Annotated in this window: 13 protein-coding genes; 1 reads left to right on the forward strand and 12 read right to left on the reverse strand. The window is 63.3% G+C overall.

Going from position 1 to position 12,865, the window contains the following annotated elements; translation table 11 throughout:
• Window positions 1-6: 6 nt before the first annotated feature.
• The 5 genes from hemW to lepA form a co-directional block, all read right to left on the reverse strand.
• A complete protein-coding gene (gene hemW, locus ABGT83_RS06540) occupies window positions 7-1,116 on the reverse strand; it encodes a radical SAM family heme chaperone HemW (RefSeq protein WP_103264605.1) in 1,110 nt (369 codons plus the stop codon).
• Between the two features lie 109 nt (window positions 1,117-1,225).
• Window positions 1,226-2,317 (reverse strand): tRNA dihydrouridine synthase DusB, encoded by a 1,092-nt coding sequence (gene dusB / locus ABGT83_RS06545; RefSeq protein ID WP_346686550.1) that lies wholly within the window; start codon window positions 2,315-2,317, stop codon window positions 1,226-1,228.
• Window positions 2,308-2,568, reverse strand: coding sequence for a hypothetical protein (locus ABGT83_RS06550; RefSeq protein ID WP_346686552.1), 261 nt, complete (start codon window positions 2,566-2,568; stop codon window positions 2,308-2,310). The genes dusB and ABGT83_RS06550 overlap by 10 nt, the downstream gene beginning before the upstream one ends.
• Before the next feature lie 22 nt (window positions 2,569-2,590).
• Window positions 2,591-2,779, reverse strand: coding sequence for a hypothetical protein (locus ABGT83_RS06555; RefSeq protein ID WP_346686554.1), 189 nt, complete (start codon window positions 2,777-2,779; stop codon window positions 2,591-2,593).
• On the reverse strand, window positions 2,779-4,581 hold the full coding sequence (gene lepA / locus ABGT83_RS06560; RefSeq protein WP_103264601.1) for a translation elongation factor 4: 1,803 nt from the start codon (window positions 4,579-4,581) through the stop codon (window positions 2,779-2,781). Before lepA ends, ABGT83_RS06555 begins: the two co-directional genes overlap by 1 nt.
• Window positions 4,582-5,233: 652 nt before the next feature.
• On the opposite strand from lepA, the gene rpsT reads away from it, so the two are divergent.
• Entirely contained in the window at window positions 5,234-5,743 is a 510-nt protein-coding gene (gene rpsT / locus ABGT83_RS06565; protein WP_103264600.1) for a 30S ribosomal protein S20, read from the forward strand.
• A gap of 179 nt (window positions 5,744-5,922) precedes the next feature.
• Here rpsT and holA read toward each other — a convergent pair whose 3' ends face one another.
• From holA to mihF, 7 genes are all read right to left on the reverse strand, one after another.
• Complete coding sequence (holA, locus tag ABGT83_RS06570; RefSeq protein ID WP_103264599.1) at window positions 5,923-6,906, reverse strand: DNA polymerase III subunit delta; 984 nt, start codon at window positions 6,904-6,906, stop codon at window positions 5,923-5,925.
• 9 nt (window positions 6,907-6,915) lie between these two features.
• Window positions 6,916-9,225, reverse strand: coding sequence for a ComEC/Rec2 family competence protein (locus ABGT83_RS06575; RefSeq protein ID WP_346686557.1), 2,310 nt, complete (start codon window positions 9,223-9,225; stop codon window positions 6,916-6,918).
• A gap of 74 nt (window positions 9,226-9,299) precedes the next feature.
• Entirely contained in the window at window positions 9,300-9,959 is a 660-nt protein-coding gene (locus ABGT83_RS06580) for a ComEA family DNA-binding protein (RefSeq protein ID WP_346686559.1), read from the reverse strand.
• Window positions 9,960-10,192: 233 nt separating this feature from the next.
• The gene (thiI, locus tag ABGT83_RS06585; protein WP_346686560.1) at window positions 10,193-11,404 is read right to left on the reverse strand and encodes a tRNA uracil 4-sulfurtransferase ThiI; all 1,212 of its coding nucleotides are present in this window, start codon (window positions 11,402-11,404) and stop codon (window positions 10,193-10,195) included.
• 261 nt (window positions 11,405-11,665) lie between these two features.
• Window positions 11,666-11,926 carry a DNA-directed RNA polymerase subunit omega gene (locus ABGT83_RS06590; RefSeq protein ID WP_103264596.1) on the reverse strand — a complete coding sequence of 87 codons (261 nt, stop codon included), beginning with the start codon at window positions 11,924-11,926 and terminating at the stop codon, window positions 11,666-11,668.
• Between the two features lie 9 nt (window positions 11,927-11,935).
• A complete protein-coding gene (gene gmk / locus ABGT83_RS06595; protein WP_103264595.1) occupies window positions 11,936-12,508 on the reverse strand; it encodes a guanylate kinase in 573 nt (190 codons plus the stop codon).
• A gap of 10 nt (window positions 12,509-12,518) precedes the next feature.
• Entirely contained in the window at window positions 12,519-12,827 is a 309-nt protein-coding gene (mihF, locus tag ABGT83_RS06600; RefSeq protein ID WP_103264594.1) for an integration host factor, actinobacterial type, read from the reverse strand.
• Window positions 12,828-12,865 lie beyond the last annotated feature (38 nt).

Here is a 12,865-nt window from a genome sequence, read left to right on the forward strand (position 1 = left end):
TACTTTCTATGCCAAGTCGAACAAGCGGCCGTAAAGCTCGTTTCCGCAGAGCCATCCGCGCTCGGTGGGGCGCCAGCGGCCATTTTCATGAACTACGAGGCTCTGCTCGGAAAGTTCGGTGAACGCCTCATCCGCTGCGAGGCCGAGTGCTTCGGCTTGCTTCACCTGCGCGTCGGAAACACCTTGCGACATGCGCATGCCCAGCATGAGATCCTCGGCGGCCATCTGGCGCGCATCGAGATCGTCGGTTGCACGCCCGTCCTGCATGCGCATGCGCCGCTCCGCGTTCTGCGTCATCGTTGCGGCCGAGCGGCCAAGCCCTAAGTACGGCACTCCTGTCCAGTATGCGATATTGTGACGGCAGGCGAAGCCGGGCTGCGCGTAGCTTGCAACCTCGTAGCGTGCGAATCCCGCCTCGGTGAGCACGCGTGCGGCCGCTTCCATGTGCGCGGCCTCCACGTCGTCGTCAGGCTCCTCCAGCTCGTTCGAGAGCACCGCAGCGTCGAACGGCGTGTGCGGCTCGATGGTAAGCGGGTACACGCTCACGTGCGAGACGCCGAGATGCGCGGCCTCCTGTACGCTCGCTTCGAAGCTTTCCGTTGACTGTCCGGGAATGCCGCATATGAGGTCCACGCTCACGTTCTCGAAGCGCGTTCGAGCGGCCTCGACGGCGCGTCGAGCTGCGTCCGCGTCGTGCGCCCGCCCAAGGATGCGCAGCACTTCGTCGTCGAAGCTCTGCACGCCGATGGACAGACGGTTCACTCCGAGCGCCCAAATGTCGCGCACCATGCGCTCGGTGAGGCTCTCCGGATTCGCCTCCATCGTGCATTCCACATCGGGTTCGAGGCGCATCGAGAGCGACAGCGTGTACAAGAGCATCGACAACCGCGAGAGCCCTGCATGCGAGGGCGTGCCCCCGCCAAGATACACCGTCTCGATCGCGCTGAGCTCCCCCTCCTTCGCCTTGCGGCGGATCTGGAGGCACAGGTCCTCGACGTACGCGTCGATCTCCGGCGAGTCCGCCGGCACGGCAGCCGTCGCGAAATCGCAGTAAGCGCACCTCTTCACGCAAAACGGCAGATGCAGGTACAAAGCCTTGTACGGATCATGGGGCATAACGCAAGTCTCCTCCCCCTCCCCCCAGCCGAAGGCTTCCAGGAGCCTCCTCCCGCCGGGAGAACAGTGCGATTGTTTTTAGACGGACCCTTCGACTCGCTCCGCTCGCTCAGGATGGCGGAAGAGCAGCGTGAGGCGGGGTCGGCGGGCATGCCGCGCGCAGTTCCGCAGCGAAGCGAGGACTGTCCGAGCACGGCGTGCCCGCCGACCCCGCCTCACGCGGACGACCCCCATAATCCAGCAGCTCGTCGAACACGGCGTCGAAATCCTCCACCGACACGCACGCGTTGATCTTCGCCCGCGCCGCCGAGGCTCCCGGGAGCCCGGCCAGGTACCACATGGCATGCTTGCGCATGCGCACGATGTTCTTGCCCTCCCGCTCTGAAAGCAGCCGCGCGTGGCGACGCGCCATGGCGACGCGCTCCCCCGCGTTTGGCGCCGGCGGTTCGGGTTCGCCCGCGAGCGCCGCCTTGGCCTGCGCGAACACCCAGGGATTGCCTTCGGCGCCGCGCGCGATCATCACGGCGTCGCAGCCGGTGCGCTCGACCATCGCCACCGCATCCGCGCCCGAGCGCACGTCGCCGTTGCCGACGACGGGCACGGCCACGGCCTCTTTCACGCGCGCGATCGCGCCCCAATCGGCGCTGCCCCGGTAAAGCTGCTCGGCGAAGCGCCCGTGCACGGCCACGGCGCACGCGCCCGCGTTCTCCATGCGGCGCGCAAACTCGGGAGCCGTCTCCTCGCCCATCGCCCACCCGCGGCGGAACTTCACCGACACCGGGCAGCTCACCGCCGCCCTCACGGCGCGCACGATGGCGGCGGCGAGGGCCGGATCCTTCATGAGCGCCGAGCCGTCGCCCTTCGACACGATCTTGCGCGCGGGGCAGCCCATGTTGACGTCGAGGTAGGCGAGGCTCTCCCCCATCTCCTGCTCGATCCATGCGGCCTGTTCGGCCATGGTGTCCGGCTCATGGCCGAACAGCTGCACGGCCACCTGGTCCTCGCCGGGCGCGAGGCGCAGCAGATGGCGCGTCTTCTCGTTGGCGTAGGAGAGCCCCTTCGCCGACACCATCTCGGTGAAGGCGAGGTCGGCCCCCTGCTCGCGGCAGAGGGCGCGGAACGCCTCGTCGCTCACGCCCGCCATGGGCGCCAGCAAGATCCTATGCTGCCGGAAGTAATCGAACATGCCGTCTACGCCCATGCCACGAATCTTGCGTGATCGCTGATTCTGCCAGGGGCGGCTGCGCGTCCCAGCGCGCACGCATCGTGCTCCTCGCCGCGCGCCGGCGCGTCGAACGCGTCGAACGTCCTTTCTCGACGGCCGTACGTAGAAGGAGTCCGCCGCCCGCAGGCCGCGATGGCTTCAAGGTCTTCGCGCGCGATGGGTGCGTCCTTGAAAGAGCAGGCGGAACGCAGTTCGAGCATGAGTTCGATGATGGGGTCGATCGACATGCGCTTCTCCTTCGTCGACATCCTAACCCGCCAGGATGTCGGCCATATTCACCAACGAGAAGATCACGAGCAGCACGAAGCCCACGACGGCGACGAGGCACCCGCAGCCCACCGCCGCCTTTGCGCGGCCGCTCATGCCTTCAGGTTGCCGTGCGGCCTTCTTCTCGTCAAACGGGTCGTCCAACCAATCGAAATCGTCTTTCTTGCTCATCAGTCGTCCACCTTCAGAATCGCCATGAACGCCTCCTGCGGCACCTCCACGCTGCCGATGTTCTTCATGCGCTTCTTGCCGGCCTTCTGCTTCTCGAGCAGCTTACGTTTGCGGCTGATGTCGCCCCCGTAGCACTTCGCCAGCACGTCCTTGCGCTTCGCCTTCACCGTCTCGCGAGCCAGCACGCGCCCGCCGATGGCGGCCTGGATGGGCACCTCGAACATCTGGCGCGGGATGATGCCGCGCAGCTTCTCGGTGAGCATGCGCCCTCGGTCGTATGCTTTGTCCTTGTGGATGATGAACGACAGCGCGTCCACCGGCTTACCAGACAGGAGGATGTCCAGTTTCACGAGCTTGCTCGGCTTGTACCCGTCGAAGTCGTAGTCGAGGCTGGCGTAGCCCTTCGTGTTGGACTTCAACTTGTCGAAGTAATCCATGATGAGCTCCGACAGCGGTATCTCCCAGATCATCTCCACCGTGGTGGGCGAGAGGTAGTTCATGGTGACGAACGTGCCGCGCCGCGCGGTGGTGAGCTCCATGACCGCGCCCACGTAGTCGGGCGGGATGAGGATCTTCGCCTTGAGGTAGGGCTCCTCGATGCGCTCAATCTCGCCGGGGTCGGGCATTTCCTGCGGCGAGTGCAGGCTGATCATCTCGCCGCCGGCCCGGTACACGTGGTACTCCACGGACGGCGCGGTGGCCAACAGGTCCAGGCCGAACTCGCGCTCGAGGCGCTCCTTGATGACCTCCATGTGGAGCAGCCCCAGAAAGCCCACGCGAAAGCCAAAGCCGAGTGCGTGCGACTTCTCCGGCTCCCAAACCAGCGCAGGATCGTTGAGCGACAGCTTCTCGAGCGCCTCCTTGAGCGGCTCGTACTGGTCGCCGTCGATGGGAAACAGGCCCGTGAACACCATCGGCTTGGCCTCGCGGTAGCCCGGCAGCGGCTCCGACACGCCGCGTGCGGTGGCGGTGATCGTGTCGCCCACCTTCACCTGGCGTACGTCTTTAAGCCCTGTGACCAGGTATCCCACCTCGCCCACCGAGAGCTGCGGCATAGCCGTCTCGGCAGGGCGGCGCGCGCCCACCTCCTCCACGAGCACCTCGGTGCCCGTGGCCATCATGAGCACGCGGTCACCCTTCTTGAGCGAGCCATCCACCACGCGGATGAGCGCCACCACGCCGCGGTAGGGGTCAAAGTACGAGTCGAAAATGAGCGCGCGCAGCGGCCCATCGGGGTCGCCGGTGGGCGCGGGGATGTTGTATACCACGGCCTCCAGCAGATCGTGCACGCCCGCGCCGGTCTTGCCGGAGGCGAGCACGGCGTCGTCGGCGGGGATGGCGAGACCCTCCTCGATCTCGCTGCGCACGCGGTCGGGATCGGCGGCAGGCAGGTCGATCTTGTTGATGAGCGGGATGATCTCGAGGTTCGCGTTCATGGCCATCATGGCGTTGGCCACCGTCTGCGCCTCGACGCCCTGCGTGGCGTCCACCACGAGTACGGCGCCCTCGCATGCGGCGAGCGAGCGCGAGACCTCGTAGGTGAAGTCCACGTGGCCCGGCGTGTCGATGAGGTTGAACTGGTAGGTCTGACCGTCGTCGGCCGTGTAGTCCACGCGCACCGCCTGGCTTTTGATGGTGATGCCGCGCTCGCGCTCGATGTCCATGCTGTCGAGCAGCTGCGCCTGCATGTCGCGGTGCGCCACGGTACCCGTGAGCTCCAAGATGCGGTCCGAGAGCGTGGACTTGCCGTGGTCGATGTGCGCGATGATGGAGAAGTTGCGGATGAGATTCGGGTCGGTCATATCCTGTCTTTCACGTCGTGCAGCGCCATGCGACATGCTGGCGCTGCGGGGAAAACGCACTTATTCTACCAGCGAGCACCGCGCCTGAACGCGGCGCTCGCCGAAAACCCACGGAAGCCGGCAACTCAGCGGAGCGGCTTACATTTGACCACAGAACCTTGGGATCGATAGGGATGCTGCAAGGGACGTCCCCCGCCTCTCTCGAACGTGCCTCAGGCGTATCGAGGCGGGCCGACACGCCCCTTCGATCCTCGTGCAAGCCTTCACTGAGAGCCTGCGCTTCCTGGGGGCCTTCCCTCCCGAGGCGGATCAAAATGGGTGTTTTTGCGATTCGTCGTGCAAACGTGCCGATCCTTTGGTATTCTATCTCATTGTGTATCCAGCGGTACGTGCGCGCGATGAACCTTCATCGCCGATTCGGCAGACGTGGCTGCGCTTTACGATTCGTGATCGCTGGGTGACCGATAGGTCGAAGGAGCAGAGAAATCCCGCCTGTTCCGCGTGCATATAGCGCCTCTATTGTACGAGGCCGATCCTCTTGGATCGCATGCGCGAGCTATCGGACGCCCGCGGCAGCATGAGCGCCGGATGCGCGAGGAGCCCGAAGGCTTCGCAAAGTCAGGTTTGTGATTCATTGGAGGAAAGAACACCTATGGCGAACATCAAGAGCCAGAAGAAGCGCATCATCACCAACGAGAAGGCTCGCATGCGCAACCGCGCGGTGAAGTCGGAGCTTAAAACTGCCACCCGTCGCGTTAAGGATGCCGTGGCTGCTGGCAACGGTGCCGAGGCCTACGCCGCCGCACTTGCAGCCTGCCGCCTCATGGACAAGGCTGCAAGCAAAGGCGTCATCCATAAGAACCAGGCCGCGAATCGCAAGAGCGGCATCATGGCTCTTGCCAACAGCGTAGCCACCGACGCCGACCGCGCAGCCTATGTGAAACCGGCTAAGAAGGAGCAGAAGACCGGCTCCAAGAAGGCCGAACGCAAGGCTGCTCGCAAGGCGGAAATGGAAGCCGCTTCAAAGGAGAAGGCGAAGCGCCGCGAGAAGCAGCTCAAGGAAGAGACCGCCGCCCAGAAGCGGAAGGCAAAGGAAGCCGAGGAAGCCGCCAAGGCCGAGGCCGCTGCGGAGGCCGAAGGAGCCGAGGAAGCAGCCGAATAGTTTTTTCGAACGGAGATCGCCCCGCGATCCTTCCGCATATCAAGAGCGAAAAGGCCCCGCAAGGGGCCTTTTCGCGTACCGGGCGCGCTTGTGAAATCACGCCGTCCTCATCCAGCGGGTTCGACGGTTTCCTCTTACTCGACAACCGAACAGCGAGCTGCGGGCAAGCAGCGGCGCTTCTATACCGAATCGCGGTGCGCGACAACGGCGAGCATCCACTCGAGGAAGGCGGTCTGCGCATCGGAGCCACTCTTCATGGCCCGCTCGGTGTCGCGCGCGGACACAAGCGCGCAACGCAACTCTTCGACAGTGAACCCCTGCGCCCAAGCAACATGATTTTTTACCTGCCAGTCAGGTCTTTTGAGGGCAGCGGCCACGCCGCGCTGATCGCCGCGATCGATAAGCGAGCGAACGCAGACGAGTTCGCGCAGGCGCGTCGTGCACCGGGCAAGGAGAGCGTACGAAGACTCGGAGCGCATGCGTCCCATATACAACAGGCACTTGCGCGCATCGCGCGCGGAGAAGGCGTCGACGAATTCCCAAGGTTTCACTTCGGCCGTGCGGCTTACCAAAGCGACGACCTCATGTTCGTTAACCGCATCTGCGCCCCGATGAGCTAGCGCAATCTTTCCCACCTCACCGTCAAGACGGACGGTATCCTCCCCCACCAGCTCGACCAACTTCGCAGCGGCACCTTCGGTGAGCGTCACGCCGTGCCCGACAGCCATCGAGCGCACCATCTTCGGCAGTTGGTAGTGTTTGACCGGAGCGCAGTCGATAACAGCGGATGCGCCATGTTTGGCGACCGCCTTGTACAGGCGGGTGTTTTTCGGCAGCTTCTCCGCTACAAGCGCCAACACCGTTGTGTCGCTCGGAGCGTCGAGGTAGGAGACGATCTCCTCCGCATCGGCCTTTTTCAGCTTGTCGGTTGCGCGAACCTCGACGAGCCTGACCGGGCTTGCGAACGGCACCGTGTTGCATGCGGCCACAATATCGGAACCAAGCGCGATATCGCCGGAAAACTCATCCGAATTGAACGAAAGATCTCCCAGAGATGAAAGGCGCGCGCGCAGACGCCGCATCACGGTATCGCGCTTGAGCGCGTCTTCGCCTACAACAAGGTAGACGGGCAGCAGCGCGTCCTGTTTGGAATTCATAGCCATGTCCCCATTCTAGCGCAGCGTCTCAACCGCTATCCGATCGGCCTCTATTCTGCATGAAACATCCCCCGAGATATCGGTGCGCATGACGAGCGCCCCCGTGTCCTCAAGCAGTGCAACGGTTTCGGGGGCGGGATGCCCGTAGCGGTTTCCTTCCCCCGCGCTCACAAGCGCGATGCTTGGCGAGAGCGCATCGGCCAACCGGTTGTCGAGAGCGTTCTTGGAGCCGTGATGCCCCACTTTGTACAGGTCGACTTTGCCGACGCGGCCGCTTTCAACGAGCTGCGCCAGCTGATCGCGTTCGGCATCGCCCACGAACAGCGCCGTCCAATCGCCCGATCCGTCGCCGTCAGCATCGGCCTCGGCGAGCAGGCAGAGACTATCGGCATTGCCGCCCTCGTCCGTGAACTCCTCGGGCCATACAACGGACAGATCGAAAGCCCCGACGACTACATGATCCCCCACCCCGAGTCCCTTGACGCCTCCGTCTCCCACAAGGTCGCACGCTGCCTTGCGGAGGCGCGCGCACGCATTGCATGGGCAGGACAAGGCGTCGTCGGCCAACAGTACGCACCCTACTTCCACCACGCCGTTCAAGGAGGCGAGCGCTCCCATATGATCGTCGTCTCCGTGCGTGACGACGACTGCATCGAGGCTGAGAACGCCATGACGCGCCAGCGCTTCGCGTAAAAGTCTTTCTTGGTTACCGGTGTCGACGAGCACGTGCGCTCCATTGCTGCGCACAACGAATGCATCTCCCTGGCCGACATCGAGCATGATAATCTCGTCTCCTGCCATGCGCGGGACGAGCGCTATGGCGAACACGACGATGCAGAGCGTCGTGCCGAACACAGCCCCAGCAACGGCAGGACGCGGGCGCGGCCAGGCCGTCCAGAGGACTGCGACGAGCACGGCGGTAGCCCCGAGCGCGAACAGAAGCGGAAGCTCGACGGGCGCGCTTGCATGGGGAAGATTCGCAAGAAAGTGCACGATTCCCGTCAGGACGGCGGCACCGGTCGACGCGACCCCCAACAACGGAGCCGACGCCGCGGGTGCTATGAGCGATCCCATCGCAGCGACCAGACCACCTGCGCAGACAAGTGGAAACAGGGGCGCGGCGACCACGTTAGCGAGCGGAGCGACGAGTGGCAGCATCGAAAACAGCGAAGCGGAAAAAGGCGCAGCCGTAATGCTCGACGCAGCGGTAAGCGCGAGCGCCTCACGCACTATGCGAGGAAGCACGGGGACAAGGTCCGCTATCCACGATGAGCACAACCCCGAAAACACCACGATGCCGAGCGTCGAGAGAGCAGAAAGCGCGAAAGAGACGGACAATGCAGCAGTCGGCTCCAAAGCGACGAAGCCCAGCATACACGCCGAAAGCGCGCCGAGCGACGCCGGTCTGCGTCGAACCGCGAATGATAGCATGCCTGCGAAAGCCATCACCGCTGCGCGCACGGCCGAGGGAGGCGCCGCAGCAAGAACGAGATAGGAGAGCAGCAGCATCGCCTGCACGGCCATAGCCGGAACGCGAGGCACCCTCATAAGGCGCAGGGCGCCTGCGATAAAGGCCGAAACAATGGACAAGTGCGCTCCGGATACCGCAACCAGGTGCGCGAGCCCTGTGACTTTGAAAGCTTCGTAAACCTCCCCTTCTTCAAGTGGAATGCGCCACCCGCACACGAGCGCCGCAAGGACGGCGGAACCATCTCCTGCGTCGAGATCGGCCAACGCGTCGATCACCCTGTTACGAAGCCCCACAAGCGTCCCAAGAAGATCGTGACGCTCGACAAGGGAGATGTCGCTCGCCCGGGCGGTGGCGACGGCTCCCTGTCTCCAACAGTATGCGGCCGAGGATCCCGACGGAACCGCAAGCGAAGCGTCCGCCTCAAACACCTCGCCATAGCGCACAATATCATCCTCGGAGATTCTGACGAGCACGATAGCATGCACACCGGAGGGTAGCTCTGTCCGGGCGAGAACGGACGATCCGTACATGCTTCGCGAGCCGTCAGCAAGCGCTTCGAATCGGACGCGACTCGGCGCGTCCTCGAGATTGCGGGACTCGGTGTGCTGAACGGCCGCGCACCCAAGCGCGCACGCAACCCCCAACAAGGCTCCTGCGAGTGCAGCCCACGCCTGTACGGCACGGTGCCTCCAAAGAGCCGCGATAGCGACTGCCGTCGCGAGCGCTGCGATAGCACCTCCACCGATGCATATCCGCACATCCCACGACGCAGCAGCTGAGAAGACCGCCGCGCACGATGCCCATTGAGAAAGCGCGCATCCCAAAAGCGGCGGCAACGACGGACGAGGGGGCATGGCCGATACACATCCCCTTCCGACGCCGTCGGCAAGCTCAGCCTCCGCAATGGGAAGCGAACCGCCGAGTCGCGTCAGCCGACGCATACAGAATCAGCGAGTTCGGTGTACTTCTTGTCGCCGATTCCCGAAACGCGTTTGAGATCCTCGATAGTGGAGAACGGACCGTTGGCCTCGCGATCGGCCACGATCTTCTCAGCCGTCGCAGGGCCAATCCCGGGAAGCGCATCCAATTCCTCGGCCGTTGCCGTGTTAATGTTGATTCGCCCGCGCGCCGCAGGCGCTGCCGATACTTCGGCTGAGGGGGATACGGATGCCGTCAGCTCCTCCTCGGTGGGCACCACCACCTGCTCGCCGTCTTGGAGGACGCGCGCAAGGTTGAGCGCATCGCGCGCCGCGCCGTCAGCGAATCCCCCTGCAGCCTCTACGGCGTCTTGGACGCGCGAGCCCTCCTCGAGCTCTTGCACTCCAGGATGAACTACAGCGCCGCCCACGTGCACGAATACGCGCGCAGCCATCTCATCGGTGCTATCGATCGGCGCCTCGTCCGCGTTCTGCTCCTCGTCGGCGCGCGTCACGGCAAACCCATGCGATGAGGCGGCTTGCAGCAAAGAAGCGCATGCCAGTCCCAGCACGAGGACGATCAACGCAGTGATCCCCACAAGCACCGGCAGGCGAACACCGTCCAGATGCGCCTTCGACCGCCATGACAGAGCCTGTTTCGCAAACGGCATAACCGACCTCCCCATCGTTTTTCGGGAGATCAGCATACCAGCGTCATCTCGCAGGTAGATGACGTGCGTTCTACATGGGAAGCGGCGTGATCCGACGTATTCCTAACATGAATCCGATGCGGCCTTCACGCTCGACGCCTACGCCGTTGCGCGGTCCAAACGAACATCCGATATGTCGAATCGGATGCGCGGCGAAACGCCTTTCCTGCACCTTGGTCCGTGCGAGCAGTTCGTCAAGCCCTCTTCTTGCCTCTGTATGCAGGGCAGGCGTAGTCGCGAACCTCGGCTGCGTCGACGATTTCGTCCACCCAGCGTTCGATAGGCAGCGAGGATTCGGCTTTGAGAACAACGGGGAGCTTCGCATGGGTCTCGGGTGCGCGGGGCATGAACAGCGTACAGCAATCGGGAGCATCCTGCGAAGATATCTCGAAGGAGCCAAGCCGTTCGGCTTCTGCGATGATTTCCAGTTTGTCGGTGCCGATCAGCGGGCGAAACACGGGTAGCTCCACCGCGGCATCGGTGCAGCGAATATTATCAAGGGTCTGCGAGGCAACCTGCCCCAGACTCTCGCCGGTGACGAGCGCGCCAGCGCGCTCGTGGTGCGCAATTGCCTCCGCTACCTTGAACATGAGGCGGCGGTACATGATCACGCGCAGTTCGGGTGGCACCGCGAGCGAGATCTCGCGCTGGTAGTCGCCGAAAGGCACCGTGTACACGCGCGCAATGCACCCCGTTCGTTCGAGTACGCGCGCGATGTCGTCGACAAGATACTCGCTTTCGTCCGAAGTCTGCGGACGACCCGAGAAATGCACGCCAACGCATACTGCGCCGCGCCGCGCGAGCTTCCAGGTGGCTACGGGCGAGTCGATACCCGAAGATAGAAGGCATACAACTTTGCCCGAGCTGCCCACCGGCAGGCCCCCGATGCCTGGAAGCGAGCGGGCGTACACGTACGATGCGTTCTGGACCACCTCGACTCCCACGGTGACATCGGGGTTCTTCATCCGCACCTGCTTGTTGGGATAAGCTTCGCACAACGCAGCGCCGATGATCTGGTTCATGTCCATCGAGCCTGTGGCGAAGTCGGTGTGGTTGCGGCGAGCCGCAACCTTGAACGTGGCGAAGGTGCCCGCTTCGGCCAACGCGACCAGTGCCGCCTCGGCCATCACGTCCAACTCGCGCGCGCACTTGAAGCCGCATGACACGCGTGCGACGCCCGGTATTCCGCCGATCGCATCGGAGACGAGTTTCGCTGTTTCCCAGTCCGTCCCCTCGCGTAAGAACACGAGGAGTCGCCCCGCGATGCGATGGATCGTCACAACGGGAAACGGCGCGAGCAATGCCTCGAGATTCTTGAGCAGGCGCATCTCGAATGAGGCGCGGTTATGGCCCTTGAGTCCGATCTCGTGGTAGTGGACGAGGATGATGCGTTGGAAATCAGTCATGGAAGTCCCTCGGATTCGCAGGTTCGAACGGTTCGCGCGAGCGCAGGCATCGGCCGCGTCGGTCGCGCGATGTGCGCAAAGCGCGAAACAAGCGCGCAGATTGGCGGGCAAGCCAGCGAGAAACCCCGAGGCTTTCAGGATTGCCGCGTTGCGTGGCCGAGCGTGCTTCCGCACGCGAGGGCAAGCGCAAAAGCGCCAAAGCCGAATGCCTCGGGGTTTCGCAGCGTCGGCAAGTTCCGCCGTTCTTCGAGCGGCGGAACCTTAATGGTTCTTCACGTCGATAGATTCAGGATCGTATGAAACCTCGCCGCGCGCGATCTCGTCGAAAGCTAGCGATAACGGTTTCTTGTCGGCAGCCCGTGCGATCTCGACAGCCGTCTGCAATTGGATGGCGCGATCTCGCTGGCCTCTCATCATATCGTTGATATCATGGGCGCGTTTCGATGCAAGCGCACACAGCAGGAAGCGGTCATTGTCGGCCTGGTCGAGCAGGACGTCGATCTTCGGTTCAATGATGCTCATAATATCGAATCAACCTCGCGTTTTCTCGGCTTGTTCGTTGACGTAACGAACCAGTGTTTGGACGGCTTCATCCAAATCGTCGTTTACAAGCCGTACATCATACTCCATTTTGCGGGAAAGCTCTACTCTTGCAGCCGCCAGGCGCTCTTCAACGGCCTCGTCGGACTCCGTGCCGCGTCCCCGTAGGCGAATCTCCAACGCTTCAAGCGAAGGAGGCTCGATAAAGACGAGCCGAGCCTGAGGCAGTTTTTCCCGTACCTGGAAGGCCCCCTGCACGTCGATTTCCAGCACAACCTGCTCGCCGCAAGCTATATGCTCCTCCACCGTTGCCCGAGGCGTACCGTAGCGGTTTCCGTTGTACGTCGCCCATTCAAGCAGGCCGTCCGATGCGATCAGCTGGTCGAACTCCTTGTCGGTCAGGAACTGATACTGCACTCCGTCGACCTCGCCCGAGCGGGGCGGGCGCGTGGTGACCGACCGCGATACCCACACGTCGGGAACCTCGCTCACAAGTCGGGCCACCAGCGTGCCCTTGCCGGCACCCGATGGCCCTGAGATAACGAACAGATTGCCGTTACGCATGCCGGAACGACTAGCCCAGACGCTCCAGCAGAGCGGTCTGCTGACGCTCGCCCAGACCGCGCAGACGGCGGCTCTCGGCGATCTGGAGTTCCTTCATAATCTTCTCAGCCTTGGCTTTGCCGTAGCCGGGAAGCGTCTCGATCAGCGTGGACACCTTCATGCGGCCAACAACGGGATCGTTCTTCATCTTGAGAACCTGGTCGAGGGTAAGCTTGCCCGACTTCAATTCATCCCGAACCTCGGCGCGCTTGATGCGGGCCGCTTTCGCCTTCTCCAAAGCTGCCTGACGCTCTTCAGGGCTGAGTTGAGGAATAGCCATCGTGTTTATCTCCTTCTGTTCCTAAAGCGATGCCGTGA

It is taken from the genome of Enteroscipio rubneri, from assembly GCF_963929405.1.
GTDB lineage: Bacteria > Actinomycetota > Coriobacteriia > Coriobacteriales > Eggerthellaceae > Enteroscipio > Enteroscipio rubneri.